The organism is Microtetraspora sp. NBRC 13810, from assembly GCF_030268685.1.
Classification (GTDB): domain Bacteria; phylum Actinomycetota; class Actinomycetes; order Streptosporangiales; family Streptosporangiaceae; genus BSRQ01.
In genome coordinates this window covers 54,392-75,081 of record NZ_BSRQ01000008.1, presented here as the reverse complement: position 1 = coordinate 75,081, position 20,690 = coordinate 54,392, and the positions used below count along the sequence as shown (strand labels likewise).

Below are 20,690 nucleotides of genomic sequence, written 5' to 3'. Positions count from 1 at the left end.
AAGCCCTCCGCCACCACGGATACCGGTCGAGCGCTTGCCTGGCACGCGGCGCCGCAGGAGATATGTTCGGGAGTGGAAGACGATCGGGGACACGTCGATGAACGTCCGGGCCGCGTCTGGTAGCACGTGCGGGCGGTGATCACAATCGCCGGCACGGCTGTCGCGACCCGCCGAGGTGAGGAGGCTCACGTGCCGCTCCGTGTGGCGATCATAGGCTCGGGTCCCGCCGGGATCTACGCGGCCGAGGCCCTGACCAGGCAGGCCGGGACCGGTCAGGTCGAGGTCGACGTCCTGGAGCGGCTGCCCACGCCGTACGGGCTGGTCCGGTACGGCGTCGCGCCCGACCACACCTCGATCAAGTCGATCGCCGGCTACCTGCGCAGGGTCCTGGAGCTGCCGGGGGTGCGCTTCCTCGGCGGGATCGAGCTGGGCCGCGACGTCACCGTCGCCGACCTCGCCCGCTGCTACGACGCCGTGATCTACTGCACCGGCGCGATGGTGGACCGGCGGATGGGCATCCCGGGCGAGGACCTCCCGGGCAGCGTGGCCGCCACCGACTTCGTCAACTGGTACTGCGGGCACCCCGACGTGCCCGGCGACGCGTTCACCCTGGACAGCACCGACGTCGCGGTGATCGGCGTCGGCAACGTGGCGGTGGACGTGGTGCGCATCCTCGCCAAGACGGCCGCCGAGCTGAGCGCGACCGACGTGCCGCAGGAGGTGCTCGCCCGGCTGGAGGGCAGCCGGGTCAGGGCCGTGCACATGATCGGCCGCCGGGGTCCCGAACACGCCAAGTTCACCCTCAAGGAGCTGCGTGAGCTGGGCGAGCTGAGGAACGCCGACGTCCGGGTGCGCCCGGAGGAGGCCGGTGACACGGATGTCTCCGCGCTGTCCCGGCAGATCAGGGGCAACGTGGAGGTCCTGCGCGGCTGGGCGCGGCGGGCCCCCGAAGGCCGCCCGCGGCTGCTGGACGTGCGGTTCTGGATGCGCCCGGTGGAGATCCTCGGCTCGGAACGGGTGGAGGCGATCAGGCTGGAGCGCACGGTGCTCGCCGACGGGCGGGTGACCGGCACCGGCGAGTTCGAGACGCTGCCGGTCGGCATGGTGCTGCGCTCGGTCGGCTACCAGAGCGTGCCGCTGCCCGGCGTGCCCTTCGACCCGGCCACGAGCACCGTGCCCAACACCGAGGGCAGGGTCGCCCCCGGCCAGTACGTCGCGGGCTGGCTCAAGCGCGGCCCCACCGGCGTGATCGGCACCAACAAGTCCGACGCGGCCGAGACCGTGCGCACCCTGCTCGCCGACGCGGCCGGCCGGGAGCCCGTCGAGGGCCCGGCGCTGGACGACCTGCTGGCCGAGCGGGGCGTGCGGCCGGTGACCTACAAGGAGTGGCTCCTGATCGAGGCGGCGGAGGCCGAGCTGGCCCGCACCCTCGGCCGCGGCGACCGGGTCAAGCTCGCCGGCCTTCGCGCGCTGCTGGCCGCATGCGAGCGGGACTAGGCGGGCAGATCACGATCATGCGCGTCACGCTTCCCGACCCCCTGGCCCACATCCCCGGCTTCGAGCGCCTCTTCGCCGAGCAGTCGGCCCTCTATCCTGCCCGGGAGCCCGCCTGGCAGCCGGTGCACACCGTCTACGTGCCGGCCGACGTCTTCTCCGCCGGCACGGTGGCCGAGTGGGGGCGGGCGGCCTCGGCGCTGTTCGGCGCCCATCTGGCCGGGCCGGAGGTCCTCGCCGAGCTGTTCGGGGTGCCCGGTGACCTGGCCCGCGCGGTGCACGACCGGGTCGCGGCGAAGCTCGCCGCCGAGCCGGTCGAGGACCTGCGGATCGACTTCGAGGACGGTTACGGCGTGTGCGACCCGGCGCGCGAGGACGCGGACGCGGCGGCCGCCGCGGTGTCGGTGGCCGCCATGCACGCCGAGGGTACGCTGCCGCGCCGGTGGGGGCCGCGGGTCAAGTCGTTCGCGGACGGCGACCCCGGCCGCTCCGTCCGCACGCTGGACGTCTTCCTGACCGCCCTCGTGGAGCGGGCCGGGCTGCTGCCGCCCGGTTTCACGGTCACCTTCCCCAAGGTGCTCATGGAGGGCTATCTCGGCCAGTTCGCGGCCTGCCTGGCGGAGCTGGAGCGCGGGCTGGCGCTCGCGCCGGGGACGCTGCGGTTCGAGATCCAGGTGGAGGCGCCGCAGACCGTGTTGTTCCTGCACCGCTCGCCCGGACTGGTGCCCTCGCTCGGCGGGCGGCTCGCGGCGGCGCACTTCGGCGTGTTCGACTACACCGCCGCCTGCGGGCTGCCCCCGCACGAGCAGCGGCTGGACCATCCGGCGTGCGACCACGCCCGGCACGTGATGCAGACGGTCTTCGCCGGGACCGGGGTGGAGCTGTCGGACGGCTCGCTGGCCGCGGAGCCCGCCACCGACTCCGCGCACGACGTCCACGCCCTGTGGCGCAGGCACGCGCGGCTGATCGGCCACTCGCTGGCGCACGGGTTCTACCAGGGCTGGGACATGCATCCTTCGCACCTGGTCAGCAGGTACGCGGCGACGTACGCCTTCCACCTGGCCCCGATGGCCGGCTACGCCGGGCGGGTGCGCGCCTGGCAGGAGCGGCGGGCGGCCGGGGACGGCCTGCTGGACGAGCCGGCCACGATCAGGTCGCTGTCCGCCGCGCTCGGCCGGGCCGCGCACGCGCTCGGCGAGGCAGCGGCAGCCGACGGGGCCGGGGCTGGGGCGGTGCCGCTCACTCCTGGTCGATGAGGGAGCGCCACTCGCCGACGAGCTCCGGGTCCACCGGGTCGGACCAGGAGTGGCGGACGGCTCCGCCGACGTGGAAGGCCCGTACGCCGTAGTCCAGCAGGACCGGCACGTGGTGCCGCTTGAGCCCGCCGCCGGCCAGGATCAGCGGCGCGTCACCCGCGCCCGACCTGGTGCGCAGCACGCCGAGCCCGTCCCGCACGCCGCCGGGCGCGCCCGCGGTGAGCACGGTGGCGAGGTTCGGCAGCAGCCGCACGGCCCGCCAGCCGGCCTGGACGTCGGCCGCGTGGTCCACCGCGCGGTGGAAGGTCCACGGCAGCGGCGCGACGGCGTGGATGAGCGCCTCGGTGGCGGCGAGGTCGACCGCGCCCGCCTCGTCGAGGAACCCGAACACGAAGCCCGCCGCGCCCGCCTCGGCGAGGGCCCGCGCATCCCCGCGCAGGCCCTCGACCACCTCGTCCGTGGCCCTGAATCCCGGCCCCGGCCGCAGCATCACCATCTGCGGCAGGGCGCACTCCCTGGCGATCGCGGCCACCGTCTCGGCCGCCGGGGTGAGACCGTCCGACGCCATGTCGGTGACGATCTCCAGGCGGTCGGCGCCGCCCTTCTCGGCGGCGACGGCGTCTCGGACGTCGAGCGCGATCACCTCAAGCAGGGATCCGGTCATGAGTTGAGGCTATCGGGTGGGGTTTGCACCACGTGTAACGTACGTCCCTAAAAGGGGTCCGAACTCGGGTGGAGCGCGGTCAGGCGCCCACGAGTGCGGGGCGCTCGGCCGTACGGTCGAGGACCACGACGCCCGGTTCGCCCGCGGCGGCGACCCCGGCCCCGCGCTGGAACAGCGCGCCCGAGGCCCGGTGCGGCAGGTCCACCGTGCGGACGTGGCCGAAGCGCCGGCTCCGGTAGTAGTCCTGCAGCCCCCGGTTGCCCTTGGCGCAGTCCAGGCGCAGCCAGCGCTTGCCGCCCGCGAGGGCGAGCAGGCCGGCCCAGTCGAGCAGGACGTCCCCCACCCCCCGCCCGGACAGCGACCGGGCGACGGCCAGCTTGTGCACGTAGAGCGCGGCGGCCGGGTCGTCGTCCCCGGTCCAGAACTCCGGGTCGGCGTGCTCGTCGACGGCGACGACCGCGACGGGCCCCTCCCCGCCGTGCCGGGCGCCGGGGGCGTCCAGCACGTAGAGGACGGACTCGTCGATGAGCGGCTCGATGCGCTCGGCGCCGAACCCGCCGAGCGGCCACTGCCGTACGCCGCGCCGGTGCAGCCACTCGGCCGCCTCCGCCAGCAGGGCGAGGACGCCGGGAAGGTCGGCGTGGCCGGCGTTGCGGAGCGTGAGGGGCAGGGGGTGCAGAGCGGTGTTCGCGTGCATGGTTCATCCCTTCGGTGCTTACGGTGCTGAAGTGATTACGGAGCGCGCCTGACTGATGGCATGCCGAAGTCAGGTACAAATAGGACAATTCGGAGTGTGCAGCACCAAGCGAGCGCTTTCCCGCGGGAAACGCAAACCAGCTATCGGGGCACGGCCCTCGATCAGGGGCGTTCGAGCTCGTATCTGATCAGATGCTTGTCGGCGGGCAGCACCGACACCGCCACCCGGACGGGCAGCCCCTGCGGGTCGTAACCGACCCGCACGTACTCGACGACCGGCGTGCCGGGCTCCAGTTCGAGCCGCTGCGACTCGACCGGGGTCGGCATCCGGGCGGAGATGTCGTCCACCACCCGCACCTGCGGATGGCCCAGCTCCTCCAGGACCCGGTTCGCCCCGCGCAGGATGTCCGACGGGTGCACGATCTCCGACTCCGCCACGATCGCGTGCGGGAAGTAGGAGTCGTTCGTGTTGTACGGCTGGCCGTCCACGAAACGCAGCCGGCGGCGCACCACGGCGAGACCGCCGTCGGGGAGTTCGAGCCGGATGGCGATGTCCTCGGGCGGCTCCACCATGGCCACCTCGATCACCTGGCTCGGCCGGCGGCCCTCCTGGGAGACCGCGAAGGCGAACGCCTCCCGGGCCGCACGGGACGGCCGGGGCTCCAGCTCCCGCTGGGGGTACATCAGCAGCGGGCGGCGGGCGCGGACGATCGTGCCCCGCCTCGGGGTGCGGCTGACGAGCCCCTCGTTCACCAGCTCGCCGAGGGCGAGGCGCACCGTGTTCCGGCTGACGCCGTGTGTCTGCATGAGGTCGGCCTCGGTCGGCAGCTGATCCCCGGGACCGAGGTCGCCGGAGTAGATGGCCCGCCGCAACTCCCAGGCCACCTGTTGGTACAGCGTCGACCGCGCCACATTCACCCCTTTTGTGCCAACGAATCTAGACGATCTGGTTCTAGTGTGAAACTCAGGCCTTGACCGCGCCGCCTGTTGACCCGCATCATCCAAACGTTGGTACAAATCCATCAAAGGTCTGCAAGGGGGGTGGAGGCCGGTGCTGACGGTCCGCGAGGGCACGCCGAACCTGCCCTGGCACGATCCCCGGGAGGCGACGCGCCTGCTGCGTTACGCGTTGCATCGCCAGGGATTCACCCACACCTACCAGAGCAATGGGAGCGGCATGTCCGTGCTTTCCGTGCTGCCCGAGCTGACCGTGTGGTGCAGAGACGGGATGTTCGTCTGGACGACCGTGGACGGGCGGGAGACCACCCATCCGGCGGACGACCCCGTCGGTGCCGCCGACCTGATCGCGCGCACCTACCGACGACCGGAGCCCTCCGCCGAGGAGGTCCACTCCCCCACCGGTTCCGAGCACGGACGATCGGCCTAGGACCCCATCCCTCGCCGGGGTCCTGGAAACCGCCTCCGCGCTCGGAAGGGAGGTGTCCTGGCGGGTCCCCCACGCCCGCCAGGGCACTCTCCCCAACGTCCGTCGCGCCCGGCCCCCGCCGATCTTCTTCCCGGCGGCGACGGCGGCGTCGGCGGTCTCCGCGCCTGATCCACACCTTCCGGCAGATCCCCCGACCAGGGCAAACCTATACCTGCCACATATCGGTCGGTCTTGGACTGGCGATGCGGGCGGTACCAGGCTTGGGGGCGGCGAAAGGAGAAGGTGCATGATCGGGGTCGGCAAGATCACACTCAATGTTCGGGACCAGGACGGCGCCAAGCGGTTCTGGATCGACAAGATGGGCTTCGAGGAAGTGATCGACCAGCCGATGGGCGAAGACGCCCGCTGGATCGAGGTCCGCTCCACCGACTCCAGCATCCACCTCGTCCTGTTCGCCCCCGTCTTCGAGGAGTCGAAGATCGGCCGGCTGAGCAATATGATCTTCGTCTGCGACGACATCCAGCGCACCTTCGAGGAGCTGTCCGGCCGGGGCGTCGAGTTCGTCGACAAGCCCTCCCAGCAGCCCTGGGGCTGGTGGGCCAGCTTCCGCGACAACGAGGGCAACCTGTACGGCCTGAGCCCGCGAGGGGAGTGACCGGTGGCGGTCGCGCCGGCGGATCGCCCCGACGGGCGGGGCCGCCTGGCGCGCCGGGCCCGGTGGGCTCTAGCGTGCACGACCATGAAAGACACGCGGCGTGCCGAGCACATCCTCGAAGTCCTCAGCACGGAGTTCGGTGAATCGATCAGACGAGACCCCGCCGCCTTCCGGCGGAAGTTCAGGAAGATGGCGGCGACGCCGTTCGCGTTCTACCGGGGCAGCGCCTCCCTGTTCTACGCGGACCTGACCGGCGACTTCGCCGACGACGACTTCCTCGACGCCAGGACCGGCCGGGTCTGGATCCACGGCGACCTGCACGCCGAGAACTTCGGCACCTACATGAACGCCTCCGGCGTCCTCGTCTTCAACGTCAACGACTTCGACGAGGCCTACGTGGGGCCGTTCATCTGGGACCTCAAGCGGCTGTCCGCCAGCCTGGCGCTCATCGGCTACGCCAAGGCGCTGTCCGACGACGCGATCACCTCGCTGGTCACGGACTTCGCGCGGGCCTACCTCGACGAGCTCACGGCCGTCGCCGAGGGCGGCGACGAGGGCATCGGCGCCCTGACCCTGGACACCACCACCGGCGCCCTGCACAAGGTCCTCCAGCGGGCCAGGCTGAACACCCGGGTGGCGCTGCTCGACATCGAGACCACGATCGACGGCTTCGACCGGCGGTTCGCCGCCATGGACGGGCGGCGGCCGGTGGGCGCGGAGGCCAGGCAGGCGGTGGAGGAGGCGTTCCTCGGCTATCTGACGACCCTGCCGCCGGTCCCGGGAGGCGGCAGGCAGGTCGAGCACGTGATCAAGGACATGGCGCTGCGCAGCGGGGTGGGGATCGGCTCGGCCGGCCTGCCGTCGTACAACCTGCTGCTCGAAGGCCACACGCAGGCGCTGGAGAACGACGTCATCCTGTACATGAAGCAGGCCCAGGTGCCCGCCGTAGCCCGGTACATCGACGACGAGAAGGTGCACGGCTACTTCCTGCACCAGGGCCACCGCACGGCCGAGTCGCAGCGGGCGCTGCAGGCGTACGCCGACCCGTGGCTCGGCTACACGACGCTGGACGGCGTGGGCCAGCTCGTCGCGGAGGTCTCGCCGTACTCCGCCGACCTCGACTGGGACGACCTCAACGAGCCGGAGGAGCTGTCCTCGGTGATCCGCGACCTCGGGCACGCGGTGGCCAGGATGCACTCCGTGGCCGACGACGAGTCCAGCCACGACCTGGTGGACTTCTCCACCGAGGAGGCGATCGTGGCGGCGGTCGACGGCCGGCACGGCGACTTCGTCAAGACGCTGACCGGCTTCGCGCACGCGTACGGCGCGCAGGCCCGCGAGGACCACCAGACCTTCGTGGACCTGTTCCGCAACGGCCGGTTGCCGGGCCTCTGACCCCATCGAGACCGACCAGTCGGTATGGACGGGTCGGTGGCCGTAGGGCATCATCGGGGCGTATGAACCTGTTCTCGGTGGAAGGCAAGACGGTCGTCGTCACCGGCGGCTCACGGGGCATCGGCAGGATGATCGCCGAAGGATTCGTCCAGGCGGGGGCCAAGGTCTACATCTCCTCGCGCAAGGCGGCGGAGGTCGAGAAGACGGCGGCGGAGCTGGGCTGCGTCGCCGTTCCCGCCGACCTGTCCACGCCGCAGGGCGTTGCGGCGCTGCACGAGGCCGTGTCCGCCGCGGAGGACCGGCTGGACGTGCTGGTCAACAACGCGGGGGCCACCTGGGGGGCGCCGCTGGAGGACTACCCGGAGAGCGCCTTCGACAAGCTGTGGGGCGTCAACGTCAAGGGCGTCTTCTTCCTGACCAGGCGGTTCCTGCCGCTGCTGCGCGCCGCGGCGACCCCCGGCGACCCCGCCCGCGTGATCAACATCGGCTCCATCGACGGCATCCGGGTGCCCGGCCTGGACAGCTTCGCCTACTCCTCCACCAAGGCGGCCGTGCACATGCTGACCCGGCACCTCGCCCACCGGCTCGCCGGCGAGTCGATCACCGTGAACGCGATCGCCCCCGGGCCGTTCGACTCCAAGATGATGGCCTTCGCGCTCGACGACCCCGCCACCCGTGACCGGATCGCCTCCGACGTGCCGCTCGGCCGGATCGGCCGCCCCGAGGACATGGCGGGCACGGCGATCTTCCTCGCCTCCCGGGCCGGCTCCTACCTGACCGGCGCGGTCATCCCGGTGGACGGCGGCCTCTCCACCCACGGCTGACCGGTACCGCTACGTCAGCAGCGCCTTCAGCGCGGCGGCCAACCTGTCCGCCGAACCGGGCGCCCAGCGGAGGTAGAGGTAGGGCTCGGTGAGCTCCAGTTCCATCAGCGCCGGTTCGCCGCCGGCCAGCCGGACCAGGTCCACCCGCGCGTAGAGCAGGTCGCCGGGGATCCCGGCCAGCACCCGCCCGGCCAGTTCCAGTTGGTCGGGCGCGGGGTCGCGGAGGGCGGCCCGCACGTTGTCCACGCCGGCGGCCGAGCCGGACAACATCGCGCTGCGCCGTACGGCGTGGCTGAAGACGCGGCCGAAGTAGACCAGCGAGGTCTCGCCCTCGGCCTCCACCATGGGGAGATACGGCTGGATCATCGGCGTCCGGCCGCCGGAGCGCAGCGCGGCGGCGTGCCGGGCGGCCTCCTCGCGGTCGGCGGTGCGGATCGTGTCCCGGGCGCCGGCCGAGATCGCCGGCTTGACGACGTACTCGTCCCAGAGGGGCAGGCCGGTGTCGGTCCAGTGGGTGGGCACGACGGGCACGCCCAGCTCACGCAGGTAGGTCTTGTCGGTGTTGCGCTCGATCACCGGGGCCGGGTTGAGCAGCCTGGTCAGGCCCGCGGCCCGGTGCGCCCAGGCCGTGAACTCCGCCCTGCGCCGCACGTAGTCCCAGGTGGAGCGGACGACCGCGGCCTGGAAGGACCCCCAGTCGGCCTCCGGGTCGTCCCAGCGCACGGCCCGGCCGGCGATCCCCGCCTCCGCCCACGCGGCGAGCACCGTCTCCCGCTCGTCGTCGTGCCCGTCCGGGTCGGCGAACGTCACGTATGCCACCGAAGATCCCATGCCCCGCCCTTCCGCCTCGCGCACCGGCGTCCCCACGGTACCGGCGAGGGCGGACATGGACGCGGGCCGGACCCCTTCAGGAGCCCGGCCCGCACTCTCTCGGTCAGCGGAAGTTGAACGTCACCGCGGCGCTGCCGTTGCGCGCGGTGGACGCGATGCCGTTGACGTTGTTGACGTTGGTCGACTCACCGGAGCCGATGTTGCTGTTGGCGACGTTGCCGAACAGGTTGCCCGACTGGAGTGAACGGCTGTTGTTGCTCCAGTTGTCCCAATCGTCCGCGTGCGCGGGGGTGGCGAGCAGGGTGACACCCGCCGCAGCGGTGATCACGGCACCGGTGACGCACAGCTTCTTGATCACTTCAGCTCCTTCGCCCTTTGGATGGCTGTCACCGAAGCCCGATCGGCGCCCGCCCCAGGGCCCGATGGGACCTGACACCTCTCCTGACTTCGGGCCTGACCTCTCAGTCAAACGCAACGAAGCATATAACCGAACGTCGTGGCCTGATAGCCCTACGTAACAGAAACTTCACAGCCTGCCAAAACGCCCGGAAAGCGGGTGGGAGTCAGCGGGCGGGGACCGGGGCGGGGGTGGTGGCGCGGCCGGTGAGGACCTCGGCGGCGGCCATGCCGCAGACCGGGGCCGAGCCGTGCGTCGCGATGTGCACGGCGCCGAGGTCGGAGCGGCCGGGCAGGCCCATCTCGACCACGACGGCGTCCGGCCGCGCGGCGAGCAGGTGGCCGAGCACGTCCATCTGCCACTTGTGCCGGTGCGCGTCGCGGACCACGGCCACCAGCGGCCGTCCCACGGCCTCGGCGAGGACGCTCTCCACGGCGGAGCCGGTGGCGCCGTCGGCGCGCAGCCGGGTCACGGTGGTGCCGGGCAGCAGTTCGGCCAGCGGGCCGCTGACGCCCCACGGGGTGCCCTTGTCGATGGCGAGATTGGTCTCCGGCGCCAGTTCGAGCACGTGCGGCGGCCCGGCGAGCGGGAACGCCACGGCCGCCGAGCGCCGGGTGACGCGCAGCGCGCGCCGCGCAGCGGCCAGCCCGAGCGTGGTGGGAAGCGCGCCGTCCGGGGCCCCTCCCGGCTCCCCGCCGAGCCCCCCGGACGACACGCCGTTCAGCCCCCCGTGCCTCGGGCGGGCGGCGGACCAGGCGGCCAGCTCGGCCACCCGCCCGGCCGCCTCGGCGAGGCGCTCCTCGGACAGCAGCCCGTCGATCACGGCGTCGGCGATCGCGTCGCGCAGCCGTTCCGCGGTCCGCTGGTCGACGTTCTCGCCGCCGACGCAGATCGCGTCCGCCCCGGCCGCGACGGCCCGCGCCGCCGCCCCGCCGATCCCGTACGGCCCGGCGACCGCGGACATCTCGATGGCGTCGGTGACCACGAGCCCGCCGAAGCCGAGTTCGCCGCGGAGCACCCCGGTCAGCACCTCGCGGCTCAGCGTGGCCGGGATGCCGGGGTCGATGGCGGGGACGACCAGGTGGCCGGTCATCACCGCGCGCACCCCCGCCTCCACCGCCGCGCGGAAGGGCACCAGCGCCGTCTCCCGCAGTTCCTCGGCGGTGACCGGCAGGTAGGGCGCGGCGTGGTGGGAGTCGACCGAGGTGTCGCCGTGGCCGGGGAAGTGCTTGGCGCAGGCGGCGACGCCGGCCGACTGGAGGCCGCGCACCCAGGCGACGGTGTGCCGGGCGACGAGCGCCGGGTCGGCGCCGAACGCGCGCAGGCCGATGACCGGGTTGTCGGGGTTGGAGTTGACGTCGGCGGAGGGCGCGAAGTTGACGGTGACGCCGGCCCCCGCAAGGTCGGCGCCGAGCCCGCGGGCGATCTCCTCGGTCAGCTCGACGTCGTCGACGACGCCGAGCGCGTAACCGCCCGGCCGGCTGCTGCCCGAGGCGGCCTCCAGCCGGGTCACCTCCCCCGACTCCTCGTCGATGCCCACGACGGCGTCCGGGTTCTCCGCCTTGAGCGCCGCCGTCAGCGCGGCCACCTGCCCGGGGTCCCCCGGCACGATGTTGCGGGAGAACAGCACCACGCCCGCCAGCCCGCCGGCGAGCCGGCGCCGCACCCAGTCGGGCGGCGTCGTGCCCTCGAACCCCGGAAGGAGAACCCCGTCGGCCAGGCGCAGCAACTCGTCCCCGCGCCGGCTCATGCGTCACCGCTCTTGAGCATGCCGCCAATCTAATAGGAAACTTTCTTGTCCGCTAGTGGGGTCTTCACACGTCGAGCCGCCGCAGACGCCCGCCCTCCACGCCGAACACCGCGCTCGTGCTCACCGGCGCGCCGGGGCGGTCCACGAAGTCCACCGTGCGGAAGGACACCTCGAACCGGTCCCTGGTCACCGTCCCCGTGAGGTAGCCGCGGTGCCCGTCGAAGTACTTGAGGTGCGGGTTGGCGGCGAGCACGGCCGCGTTGTCGGTACCGGAAGGCGCGCTGCTGACCGAGGAGCAGACGAACTCCGCGCCGAGCGAGTTCCCGGTCCCGTCGAAGGCGAGTTCCCCGGCCCAGTGGTTGTGCACGTCCCCGCTCAGCACCACCAGGCCCTCGCCCGCGGCGGCCATGATCCGGGCCCGCTGCTCCTTGAACGCGTCCCAGGCGTCCCTGCCGACGGCCGGCGGCGGCCCGGGGAAGATCCGCTCGGCGAAGAACAGCGGCTGCACCAGCACCTTCCATCGCGCCCTGGAGGAGCGCAGCCGGTTGATCAGCCACTGCTCCTGGGCCGGTCCGAGCATGTCGGTCCCGGTGCGGTGCTGCCGCGAGTCGAGGACCAGGAAGTCGGCCACCGTGCCGTAGGGCCGCCAGCGGTACATCTGCAGCCCGTCGCCGTCCGGCCGGATCCGCAGCGGCAGGTGCTCGAAGTAGGCGCGGTAGGCGGCGGTGCGGCGGCGCGCGAAGGCGGCCGGGTCCGAGCCGTCGGCGGGGCGCGTCCCGGCGTAGTTGTCCTCCACCTCGTGGTCGTCCCAGGTGGTCACCCAGGGCGCCGCGGCGTGCGCGGCCCGCAGGTCCCCGTCCATCCGGTACTTCGCGTAACGGTTGCGGTAGTCGTGCAGCGTCGTGCACTCCCGGGCGGGCGCCTCCAGCGGGCGCACGTAGCGGCCGGGCGCGGGGGCGGCGGGACGGCCGTACTCGTAGATGTAGTCGCCCAGGTGGAAGACCACGTCGGGCCGCTCGACCGCGAGGTGGCGGTGGGCGGTGTAGTAGCCGTGCTCGAACCGCTGGCAGGAGACGACCGCGAAGCTGACGGCCGCGCCGGAGTCCGCGGCGGGCGCGGTCCTGGTGCGGCCGACCGGGCTGGTGGCCGGGTTGTCCGGCGTGGCGAAGGGGGCGTCCGCGGAGAACCGGTAGAAGTACTCCCGCCCCGGCCGCAGCCCGTCCACCCGCACGTGCACGCTGTGCCCCCAGGCGTGCTGGGCGTGCGCGGTCCCCTGTCTGACGATTTTGCTGAAGCCCTGGTCCTCGGCGACCTGCCAGCGCACCGGGACCTCCTGCCGCGGCATGCCGCCGGGTCTGCCGGGGTCCAGCCCGAGCGGGTCCGGCGCCAGCCGGGTCCAGATGATGACGCCGTCGGGCGCCGGTTCTCCCGACGCGACGCCCAGCGTGAACGGATAGCCGAGATTCGCCATGTTCAGGATGGTGGCGTATAGAGATATCCGACGGGTCCGTTTCAGGGGTGTTTGACAGGAAGAGTGACGCGGCGCGGCTTTGTTAGCAAGCGCTTGGTCCTGGATGATCAGCCGCATGAGCTGGCTCGGTATGGCGAACAAGCGATTGCGCAAGAGGCCATAATGTAGGGCGTGAACACGCGAAAGAACTCCGGCGGCACCGCGACCACGTCGCCGAAACGGGCGGGAGCCACGAAACGGACCACTCCCGCGCCGGGCGCCGCCTCCGAGCGCCGCGATCACCTCGTCAAGCTCGCCGCCGAGATCTTCGCGCGCAAGGGCTTCCAGGCCACCACCGTAAGGGAGATCGCGCAGGAGGCCGGGATACTCTCGGGAAGTCTTTACCACCACTTCGACTCCAAAGAGACGATCGTCGACGAGGTGCTGTCCCACTTCCTGTCCGACCTCGTCGGCCGCTACCGCGCGGCGCTGGAGGGGGACCGCGAGCCGCGGGCCGTGCTGGCCGAGATGGTGCGCATCGGTTTCGGCACGCTGGAGCCGCACCGGGCGGCCATCACCGTGATGCAGAACGACTGGAGTTACCTGCGCTCCCTGCCCGGCGGCCGTTTCGACTACCTGGTCAAGGCCGAGGACGAGGTCGAGCGGCTGTGGATCGACCAGATCAAGCGCGGCCAGGCGGCCGGGCAGTTCCGCCCCGACGTCGATCCCAAGCTCACCTACCGGATGATCCGCGACACGATCTGGGTCGCGGTGCGGTGGTTCCGGCCCGGCGGCCGGCTCAACACCACCGCCCTCGCGGAGCACTACATCACGGTCCTGTTCGACGGCCTGGCCACCGGAGAGCGGACCAGCCAGCGCGCATGAGCCCCGTCGACACCCCCCAGGCCGGCCGCAGTCCTCTGCAGGAGGCGGTGCTCTACGCCCTCACGTCGGCCGCCGAGCCCGCCAAGGCCGAGGCGATGCGGTCCTACATGAAGTCCGCGCTGCCCTTCCTCGGCGTCCAGGCGTCGCGCCGCCGTACCGCGCTGAAGCAGGTCTTCGCCGACCACCGGATCGACAGCGCGCCCGAGTGGCGCAGGGCGGTCCTCGGCATCTGGCGGGACGCTGCCTACCGCGAGGAGCGTTACGCCGCCATAGAGCTGACCGGCTTCCGGTTCTACCGGCCCTGGCAGACGCTCTACACCCTGCCGATGTACGAGGAGATGATCGTCACCGGCGCCTGGTGGGACTACGTGGACGAGCTGGCCGTGCACCGGGTGGGCGGGCTGCTGGCCGCCTATCCCGAGACGATGCGCCCGCTCATGCTGGAGTGGGCCAACGACGCCGACCTGTGGAAGCGGCGCACCTCGATCCTGTGCCAGAACAGGTTCAAGGAGCGCACCGACCTCGGGCTGCTCTACGCGTGCATCGAGCCGAGCCTGTCCGACACCGACTTCTTCGCCCGCAAGGCCATCGGCTGGGCGCTGCGCGAGTACGCCAAGACCGACGCCGACGAGGTGGTCCGCTACATCCGGCACAAGGGCATCGCCGGGCTGAGCCGCCGCGAGGCCCTGAAGAACGTGCCCGTCACTTGAGGGCCCCCGCGGTCAGCCCGGCCTGGATCTGCCGCTGGAAGATCGTGTACGTGATGATCATGGGCAGGATCGAGATGCTCAGCGCGGCGAAGAGCGCCCCCCAGTCGGCGTCGTAGCCGGCCGAGGTGGAGATCTCGGCGATGCCCTGGGTCATCACCCATTTCTCCTTGGCCCCGGCGAGCAGCACCAGCGGGATCTGGTACTGGTTCCACTGGCCGAGGATGTTGAAGATCGTGACGCTGACCAGGCCCGGCCGGGCCATCGGCACCATGATCTGGAAGAAGACCCTGCTGTGCGAGGCCCCGTCCACGAACGCCGCCTCCGCGACCGCGCCCGGCAGCGTGCGGAAGAACGCCGCCAGGAAGAACACGGTGAACGGCAGTGAATAGGCGATGTAGACCAGGACCACCCCGGCGTAGGTGTTGAGCCCGATGAAGGGCCCGACGACCGGCACCCGGCCCATGTTCTGCACCACGAAGAACAACGGCGTGAGCGCCAGGTAGACCGGGAAGGCCAGCCCGGACACGAACAGCAGGTAGATCGCCCGGCCGCCGCGGAACTCGTACCTGGCCAGCACGTAGGCGGCCATCGAGCCCAGCACCATCGTGCCCAGCGTGCCGAAGGCCACCACGACCACGCTGTTGAGCAGGTACTGCCCGATGTGCGCCTCGGTCCAGGCGCGGGCCCAGTTGTCGAGGCGCAGCGTCGCGGGCAGCGACCACGCCTCGCCGAAGATCTCGTCCTCGCTCTTGACCGAGGCGAGGAAGGTCCACACGATCGGGACCACCACCATGACGGTCCACAGCACCAGCGCGAGATGGGACAGCCCCTGGAGCGGGCCGAGCCGAGCGCGCCGCCGCTCGCGGAGCTCTGCCCGCGAGATCGGCACGGTTCCAGACACCAAGGTGACTCCCGACCTAGTATTCGAGCCGCTCACGCCGCGACAGCCGCAGGGCCAGCGCCGCGAAGGCGACGGTGAAGAAGAACAGCACGACGCCCATCGCCGAGGCGTAGCCGAACCTGAAGTACTCGAAGGCGTTGCGGTAGATCTCGGCGGCCATCACGGTCGTCGAGGAGTCGGGACCGCCCTGTTCCAGGGTCATCACCCAGACGACGGCGAAGACGTCCAGCGCGGCGATGCCCAGGTACACCCAGCCGACCTGCACGGTGTCCCGCAGCAGCGGCAGCGTCACCCGGAAGAAGAGCTGGACCCGGCCGGCGCCGTCGATGGCCGCCGCCTCGAACATGTCCCGCGGGATCGAGGCCATGCCCGCCGAGAACAGCACCACGTAGAAGCCGACCGCCTGCCAGACCAGCACCCCGAGGACCGACCACAGCGCGACGTCCGGGTCGGACAGGAACCCGACCGGCGGCAGGCCGAGCGCGATGAGCGGCCCGTTGAGCATGCCGCCGGAGTCCGGCCGGAACACCTGCTGGAACAGCACGGCCACGATCGAGATGGCCAGCACCTGGGGGAAGAAGAACACCACCCGGTAGAACCTCGACCCCCAGATGCCGCCGGTCCCGCTCCGGCCGCCCGCGTTGAGCAGGAAGGCGAAGAACAGCGCGATGCCGATGGTCAGCAGCGGCATCAGCACCAGCAGCAGGATGTTGTGCAGCACCGCCTGCCAGAAGATGTCGTCAGCGAGCAGCCGCCGGAAGTTCTCCAGCCCGATGAACTGCGGCGAGGCGTTCACCCCTCGCCAGTTGGTGGTGGCGATGTAGAACGCCTGGGCGTAAGGCGAGATGACGTAGATCAGATAGAGCGCCACCGGAGCCAGCAGAAAACCCGTGACGAACCGCGCCCTGCCATGCCTCATCGGTCACTCACCCCTTCCCTCGGCCGTTCTTCGTCAGGTACGCGTGAACTTCACGACCGAGGAGTCGCCCTTGATGTCGGCGGCCTTCTTCTCGATCCGCTCCGCCCACTGCTTGGGCGTGAGCCGGCCGTTCATCAGCTGCCCGGTCGCCGCGGCCACCTCGTCGTGCAGCGGCAGGTACCACTGGCGGAACCGGAAGTAGGTGGTGTTCGTGCCCGCCGCCTTCAGCGCGTCGGCCACGCTCTGCAGGCCGGGCGACAGCGTGAGACCGTCGCCCGCCCCCTTGACGATCGTGGGCGTGCTGACCATCTCCATGAACCGGCCCGCCCCCTTCACCGAGAGCATCGCCCGCATGTACTCCACCCCGGCCAGCGGGTTCGCCGACTTGGCCGCCACCAGGTACTCCTCCCCCGGCCGGGAGTGGACCGTCCCGTACGGCAGGGCGTCCGACGAGGAGAAGTCGGGCAGCGGGAACATCGCGTAGCCGAAGTCCGCCGGCGTGGTGTCCTTCTGCTCGTTCTCCACCCAGGACCCGTTCGGCAGGATCGCCACCTCGCCCTTGTTGTGGGCGATCTGGGTCTGGATGTGGTCGAGCCCGGCCGTGCCCTGCATCAGGTACTTCGCCCCGATCTCGGCCCAGGCGGTCGCCGAGGTCATCACCGGCTCCGCCGTCCAGGCGCCGGGCTCCAGGTTGTCGATGTTCTTCACCACGTCCACCCCGCCGATCTTGGCGGCCAGGGTGAGGATCGTCTCGTAGATGTAGAAGGGGTGCTTGCCCGCGTAGGTGAAGGGCGCCATCTTGCCCTGCTTCTGGATCGTGTCCAGCAGGGCGGTGAACTCGGCCCAGGTCTTCGGCACCTGCCAGCCCTCGTCGTTGAAGAGCTTGCTGGAGTACCAGAGCCCCCACACCGTGTTGGCGTAGGGCAGCACGCTGAACGTGCCGTTGTAGCTGCCCAGCTCGATCGCCGAGGGCAGGATCGTGTCACGCACCTTGACGTTCGGGTCGTCCCAGCTCGGCGCGTCGAGCAGCGGGCCGAGGTCGTAGAGCTGGCCGTCCGCGGCGAGCGCCCCGATGTCCATCGCGTTGTCGCCCGAGTTGTTGATGAACTCCGGCGGGTTGCCGCCGGCGAACCTCGGCTGGAGCGTCTTGGCGATCTCCTTGGTGGCCGAGTGCTTGATCTCGACGCCCGGGTGCAGGCTCTTGAGGAGCGGCTCGTGGATGTCGGTGGCGTACTTCTCGCCGAAGCCGCCGTCGAAGATCACGATCTCCACCGGCTTGTCCGGCGCGATGCCCAGCGGGTTGGTCGCGCTCTTGGCCCCGGCGGCGGGCGCCTGGGGGGTGGCGGGTTCCTGCACCGGAGTCGCGCAGGCGGAGAGGGCACCGGCGGCGGGCAGCAGGACGCCCGCGAGCACGGCGCTGCGCAGCAGCTCGCGCCGGGTGAAGGGGGTGTGTGCCATGAATCCTCCTGGGGGGATCTCCTGATCGGACGTTCGGGCGGGCTCGGGGTCAGGCTCCTCTGCGGATCCGCCCCGCGTAGCGGCTCTCCAGTGCTCGGTTGTGCTCGTCGCCGCCGGCCACGTTGGCCGACAGGTACAGCGGCGGATCCTCGCCCGCCTCGGTCAGGGCGCGGACCACCTCGGCGACCACCATCTGGGCGAGCAGGGCCGAGGTGATGGTGGAGACCGCCCCGAAGGCCGCCCCGCCGGGCAGCGGCAGGATCGCGTCCCCGTAGGGCGCCCCGTTGTCCAGGACCACGTCGGCGAGGTCCATCAGCCTGCGTCCCGACGGGTGGCGCGAGGTCATCTCGGTGCTGTGCCGTACCGAGGTGAGGGCGATCAGCGGGTGGCCGCGGTCCTTGACGATGGAGGCCAGCTCGACCACGGACCCGTTCACGCCGGAGCTGGAGACGAGCACGAACGCGTCCTGCGGCTCGATCGGCGCGAGGTCGTAGATCCGGCGGGCCACCGAGGGGTCGCGTTCGAGCTCCGCGGCGCTGAGCACGCCGGCCGTCTCGCCCCCGTAGATCACGATGTCGCGCAGCGCCAGCCGGTTGGTCGGGACCAGCCCGCCGGCCCGGCCGGCGATCTCCATCGCGATGGCCTCGGAGTGCCCGGAACCGAAGGCGTTGATCACCCCGCCGGCCCGCAGCGACTCCGTGAGGATCGCGGCGGCCCGCCGTACCGGCTCCGCCTGTGTCCGCGCGACCTCGTCCACCAGCTCCTCGATCCGCCGCACGTAGGCGGCGGCCCCGACGTCCACGACCCGATCAGCCCCTCTCCACACGATGGCTCTCGACGGCGTTGATGGTCAGCTCGTAGGCGTTCCTGGCGCGTTCGTAGGTGCGCTGGGCGACGGCGACGTAGACGGCGTCCAGCACGAACAGCTGCGAGTGCACGGCGGACAGGCCGCCGGGGCGGAAGGTCTCCATCTCCCTGCCCGCGGTGGTGAGGACCAGGTCCGCCAGCTCGGCCAGCGGGGAGCGGGCGAAGGAGGTGACCGCCACCAGCGTCGCGCCGTGCCCGCCCGCCTCGCCCAGCGCCTCCAGCACCTCGCGGGTGCGGCCCCGGTGCGAGATGCCGACGGCGACGTCGCCCGAGCCCAGCAGCGCGGCGTCGGCGAGCGCCTCGTGCGCGTCGGTGTGGCTCCAGCAGGGCACCTTGATCCGGCGCAACCGGGCCTCCAGCATGCCCGCGACGGCCCCGCTGATCGACACCCCGAAGAGCAGCACCCGCTCGGCCGCCACGATCGCCTCGGCCACCTTGGCCACCACGTCGGCGTCGAGCTGCCCGGCCGTCTCCTGGATGAGCCTGGCGTCCACCGCGGCCATCGTCTCGATCACCGAGTCGATCGGATCGGTGGGGCCGATCTCCCTGCCGATCCCCGCGCCCCAGTTGGCCTGCGCCGCCCGCCCGGTCTCGGTGGCCAGGGCCACCCGCAGCTCGGCGTACCCCATGAACCCGAACGTCCGGCAGAACCGCGTCACGGTCGCCGGCGAGCTGCCGCTGCGCTCCGCCAGCGCGATGATCGTCGATCGTGCGGCCTCCCCCGGATCCGCCAGGATCTGCTCGCCGACCCGGCGCAACGCCTCGGGCAGCCCCGGCAGCTCGGTCTGGATACGTCCGAGCGGGCCTCCTGTCACAACTATTCCTTTCACCAATGTGACGACTCGGTGAAAATAATTCTTGCAACGATCGGAGTCAAGGCCCAAGATGTCCATGTGAACGACCACGCGTCAGGAGTCGTCGTCGGGGTGGACGCCGGTGGCACCTCCACCCGTGCCGTGGTCGCCTCGCTCGACGGCACCCGCGCCGCCCGCGGCCAAGCCGCAGGCGGCAACCCCACCGCGCACGGCGTCGCCGCGTCCTGCGCCGCCATCGCGCACGCCGTCGGCACGGCCCTGGCCGCCTACGGCGCCGCGGGCGCGCAGGTCCGCGCCCTGGTGGCGGGCGTCGCGGGCGGCGACCCGCTGCGGACCGGCGCGGGCAAGGCGGCCTTCGACCGCGTCCTCGCGGAGCTCGGCGTGCCGCCCGGGGTGCCCGTCCGGCAGATCGGCGACGTCCCGGTGGCGTTCGCCGCGGGTACGGCGGAGCCGTCGGGCACCGTGCTCATCTCCGGCACCGGCGCGGTGGCCGCCGCCATCGAGGACCGCGGGCTCGGCCCGCTCGCCGACGGCCTCGGCTGGCTGCTCGGCGACCACGGCTCCGGCTACTGGATCGGCCGCCGCGCCGCCCAGGCGGTGGTCACCGCCCTCGCCACCGGCGCCCCCGCCACCTCCCTCACCACCCCGGTCGCCGAAACCATCCTCCACACCCCCGCCCCCAGCCCTCACCCCCCTGACCGCACCACCCCACCGGGCTCCCCGCTGCTCGGCGGCGCTGCCCCACCGGGCCCTCCAGCAGCCGGCGGCACCGGTGCGGGTCCCGGGGGCGTCGCGGCCGGTTCGCCCTCAGGGGGCGGCGGGGAGGCGGGCGGCACCGGCGAAGGGGGCATCGGCGGGGTCGCCGGGCGGGCGCTGGCCAACCGGCTGATCACCGTGGCGCAGAGCCGGCCGCCGCTGGAGCTCGCCGCGCTCGCCCCGCTGGTGAGCCGGGCCGCCGCCGAAGGTGACGCGGTCGCCCTGCGCATCGCCGGGGAGGCGGCCCGCCTGCTGACCGACACCGTCGCCGCCGTCCGTCCCCCCGGCGAGCGCACCCCCGTCGTCCTCGCCGGCAGCGTCCTGACCAGCCCAGGCCCGGTACGGCAGGCGGTGAGGGACCTGGTGCGGGAACGCTGGGACGCCGCCGTCACCGTAGCCGGGGACGGCGCGTCCGCCGCCGCCTGGCTGGCCGCCCTCGAACTCCTCGGCGACGAGGCCCTCTCCCTGCACCCCCGTCTGGTCTCATTTGAGCGTTGATCCTGACGCCGGGTGCGCCTTGTGGCACAGTCGAAGACGAATCGGCGCGTGCACAGGGAGGGGCGACGCGTGTCGCAACCGG

At 72.0% G+C, this 20,690-nt stretch carries 21 protein-coding genes; 9 read left to right on the top strand and 12 right to left on the bottom strand.

The genetic code is table 11. The features are described from left to right. Positions 1-189 precede the first annotated feature (189 nt). Together QSK26_RS17620 and QSK26_RS17615 are read left to right on the top strand one after the other, a co-directional pair. The gene (locus QSK26_RS17620; RefSeq protein WP_285776244.1) at positions 190-1,497 is read left to right on the top strand and encodes an FAD-dependent oxidoreductase; all 1,308 of its coding nucleotides are present in this window, start codon (positions 190-192) and stop codon (positions 1,495-1,497) included. Next, positions 1,482-2,750, top strand: a complete 1,269-nt coding sequence (locus QSK26_RS17615) for a DUF6986 family protein (RefSeq protein WP_285776243.1) — start codon at positions 1,482-1,484, stop codon at positions 2,748-2,750. The genes QSK26_RS17620 and QSK26_RS17615 overlap by 16 nt, the downstream gene beginning before the upstream one ends. Here the strand turns inward: QSK26_RS17615 and QSK26_RS17610 are convergent. The 3 genes from QSK26_RS17610 to QSK26_RS17600 all read right to left on the bottom strand — a co-directional run bounded on the left by QSK26_RS17610 (position 2,734) and on the right by QSK26_RS17600 (position 5,022). Beyond that, entirely contained in the window at positions 2,734-3,414 is a 681-nt protein-coding gene (locus tag QSK26_RS17610; protein ID WP_285776242.1) for a copper homeostasis protein CutC, read from the bottom strand. The two genes, QSK26_RS17615 and QSK26_RS17610, sit on opposite strands and share 17 nt — an antisense overlap. A 79-nt stretch (positions 3,415-3,493) precedes the next feature. Further along, positions 3,494-4,111 carry a GNAT family N-acetyltransferase gene (locus QSK26_RS17605; protein ID WP_285776241.1) on the bottom strand — a complete coding sequence of 206 codons (618 nt, stop codon included), beginning with the start codon at positions 4,109-4,111 and terminating at the stop codon, positions 3,494-3,496. A 161-nt stretch (positions 4,112-4,272) separates the two neighbouring features. Beyond that, positions 4,273-5,022 (bottom strand): GntR family transcriptional regulator, encoded by a 750-nt coding sequence (locus QSK26_RS17600; protein ID WP_285776240.1) that lies wholly within the window; start codon positions 5,020-5,022, stop codon positions 4,273-4,275. A gap of 139 nt (positions 5,023-5,161) precedes the next feature. Here QSK26_RS17600 and QSK26_RS17595 point away from each other — a divergent pair, with 139 nt between their 5' ends. The 4 genes from QSK26_RS17595 (at position 5,162) to QSK26_RS17580 (ending at position 8,371) form a co-directional block, all read left to right on the top strand. Beyond that, positions 5,162-5,497 (top strand): hypothetical protein, encoded by a 336-nt coding sequence (locus QSK26_RS17595; RefSeq protein WP_285776239.1) that lies wholly within the window; start codon positions 5,162-5,164, stop codon positions 5,495-5,497. A gap of 286 nt (positions 5,498-5,783) precedes the next feature. Next, entirely contained in the window at positions 5,784-6,152 is a 369-nt protein-coding gene (locus QSK26_RS17590; RefSeq protein ID WP_285776238.1) for a VOC family protein, read from the top strand. An 84-nt stretch (positions 6,153-6,236) separates the two neighbouring features. Next, positions 6,237-7,547 (top strand): DUF2252 domain-containing protein, encoded by a 1,311-nt coding sequence (locus QSK26_RS17585; protein WP_285776237.1) that lies wholly within the window; start codon positions 6,237-6,239, stop codon positions 7,545-7,547. Positions 7,548-7,609: 62 nt separating this feature from the next. Continuing rightward, the gene (locus QSK26_RS17580; RefSeq protein WP_285776236.1) at positions 7,610-8,371 is read left to right on the top strand and encodes an SDR family oxidoreductase; all 762 of its coding nucleotides are present in this window, start codon (positions 7,610-7,612) and stop codon (positions 8,369-8,371) included. Between the two features lie 9 nt (positions 8,372-8,380). Here the strand turns inward: QSK26_RS17580 and QSK26_RS17575 are convergent, their stop codons facing one another. From QSK26_RS17575 to QSK26_RS17560, 4 genes are all read right to left on the bottom strand, one after another. Beyond that, on the bottom strand, positions 8,381-9,190 hold the full coding sequence (locus QSK26_RS17575) for an ATP-grasp domain-containing protein (protein ID WP_285776235.1): 810 nt from the start codon (positions 9,188-9,190) through the stop codon (positions 8,381-8,383). Between the two features lie 115 nt (positions 9,191-9,305). Further along, positions 9,306-9,560 (bottom strand): hypothetical protein, encoded by a 255-nt coding sequence (locus tag QSK26_RS17570; protein ID WP_285776234.1) that lies wholly within the window; start codon positions 9,558-9,560, stop codon positions 9,306-9,308. A 205-nt stretch (positions 9,561-9,765) separates the two neighbouring features. Beyond that, positions 9,766-11,349: a glycoside hydrolase family 3 protein gene (locus QSK26_RS17565; RefSeq protein WP_285776233.1), complete on the bottom strand. Its 1,584-nt coding sequence runs from the start codon at positions 11,347-11,349 to the stop codon at positions 9,766-9,768. 64 nt (positions 11,350-11,413) lie between these two features. Continuing rightward, the gene (locus QSK26_RS17560) at positions 11,414-12,820 is read right to left on the bottom strand and encodes an alkaline phosphatase D family protein (RefSeq protein WP_285776232.1); all 1,407 of its coding nucleotides are present in this window, start codon (positions 12,818-12,820) and stop codon (positions 11,414-11,416) included. 171 nt (positions 12,821-12,991) lie between these two features. Here QSK26_RS17560 and QSK26_RS17555 point away from each other — a divergent pair, with 171 nt between their 5' ends. Next, positions 12,992-13,684: a TetR/AcrR family transcriptional regulator gene (locus tag QSK26_RS17555; protein WP_285776231.1), complete on the top strand. Its 693-nt coding sequence runs from the start codon at positions 12,992-12,994 to the stop codon at positions 13,682-13,684. Then, positions 13,681-14,394, top strand: a complete 714-nt coding sequence (locus QSK26_RS17550; protein ID WP_285776230.1) for a DNA alkylation repair protein — start codon at positions 13,681-13,683, stop codon at positions 14,392-14,394. Before QSK26_RS17555 ends, QSK26_RS17550 begins: the two co-directional genes overlap by 4 nt. Here the strand turns inward: QSK26_RS17550 and QSK26_RS17545 are convergent. The 5 genes from QSK26_RS17545 to QSK26_RS17525 are packed head-to-tail and all read right to left on the bottom strand — an operon-like array spanning position 14,387 to position 19,354. After that, positions 14,387-15,295: a carbohydrate ABC transporter permease gene (locus QSK26_RS17545; protein ID WP_285776229.1), complete on the bottom strand. Its 909-nt coding sequence runs from the start codon at positions 15,293-15,295 to the stop codon at positions 14,387-14,389. The genes QSK26_RS17550 and QSK26_RS17545 overlap by 8 nt on opposite strands. Before the next feature lie 16 nt (positions 15,296-15,311). Beyond that, positions 15,312-16,214, bottom strand: coding sequence for a carbohydrate ABC transporter permease (locus tag QSK26_RS17540; RefSeq protein WP_285776228.1), 903 nt, complete (start codon positions 16,212-16,214; stop codon positions 15,312-15,314). 33 nt (positions 16,215-16,247) lie between these two features. Continuing rightward, positions 16,248-17,672, bottom strand: a complete 1,425-nt coding sequence (gene ngcE / locus QSK26_RS17535; RefSeq protein ID WP_285776227.1) for an N-acetylglucosamine/diacetylchitobiose ABC transporter substrate-binding protein — start codon at positions 17,670-17,672, stop codon at positions 16,248-16,250. Between the two features lie 49 nt (positions 17,673-17,721). Further along, positions 17,722-18,474: a sugar isomerase domain-containing protein gene (locus QSK26_RS17530; protein WP_285776226.1), complete on the bottom strand. Its 753-nt coding sequence runs from the start codon at positions 18,472-18,474 to the stop codon at positions 17,722-17,724. Positions 18,475-18,481: 7 nt separating this feature from the next. Beyond that, positions 18,482-19,354 carry a MurR/RpiR family transcriptional regulator gene (locus tag QSK26_RS17525; protein ID WP_285776225.1) on the bottom strand — a complete coding sequence of 291 codons (873 nt, stop codon included), beginning with the start codon at positions 19,352-19,354 and terminating at the stop codon, positions 18,482-18,484. A 78-nt stretch (positions 19,355-19,432) separates the two neighbouring features. On the opposite strand from QSK26_RS17525, the gene QSK26_RS17520 reads away from it, so the two are divergent. Further along, positions 19,433-20,608: an N-acetylglucosamine kinase gene (locus QSK26_RS17520; protein WP_285776224.1), complete on the top strand. Its 1,176-nt coding sequence runs from the start codon at positions 19,433-19,435 to the stop codon at positions 20,606-20,608. Positions 20,609-20,690 lie beyond the last annotated feature (82 nt).

Bases quoted from the DNA above. Each gene is read 5' to 3' on its own strand.
- QSK26_RS17615 (WP_285776243.1), top strand. From the start codon at position 1,482: ATGCGAGCGGGACTAGGCGGGCAGATCACGATCATGCGCGTCACGCTT.
- QSK26_RS17610 (WP_285776242.1), bottom strand. From the start codon at position 3,414: ATGACCGGATCCCTGCTTGAGGTGATCGCGCTCGACGTCCGAGACGCC.
- QSK26_RS17605 (WP_285776241.1), bottom strand. From the start codon at position 4,111: ATGCACGCGAACACCGCTCTGCACCCCCTGCCCCTCACGCTCCGCAAC.
- QSK26_RS17590 (WP_285776238.1), top strand. From the start codon at position 5,784: ATGATCGGGGTCGGCAAGATCACACTCAATGTTCGGGACCAGGACGGC.
- QSK26_RS17585 (WP_285776237.1), top strand. From the start codon at position 6,237: ATGAAAGACACGCGGCGTGCCGAGCACATCCTCGAAGTCCTCAGCACG.
- QSK26_RS17580 (WP_285776236.1), top strand. From the start codon at position 7,610: ATGAACCTGTTCTCGGTGGAAGGCAAGACGGTCGTCGTCACCGGCGGC.
- QSK26_RS17565 (WP_285776233.1), bottom strand. From the start codon at position 11,349: ATGAGCCGGCGCGGGGACGAGTTGCTGCGCCTGGCCGACGGGGTTCTC.
- QSK26_RS17560 (WP_285776232.1), bottom strand. From the start codon at position 12,820: ATGGCGAATCTCGGCTATCCGTTCACGCTGGGCGTCGCGTCGGGAGAA.
- QSK26_RS17550 (WP_285776230.1), top strand. From the start codon at position 13,681: ATGAGCCCCGTCGACACCCCCCAGGCCGGCCGCAGTCCTCTGCAGGAG.
- QSK26_RS17540 (WP_285776228.1), bottom strand. From the start codon at position 16,214: ATGAGGCATGGCAGGGCGCGGTTCGTCACGGGTTTTCTGCTGGCTCCG.
- ngcE (WP_285776227.1), bottom strand. From the start codon at position 17,672: ATGGCACACACCCCCTTCACCCGGCGCGAGCTGCTGCGCAGCGCCGTG.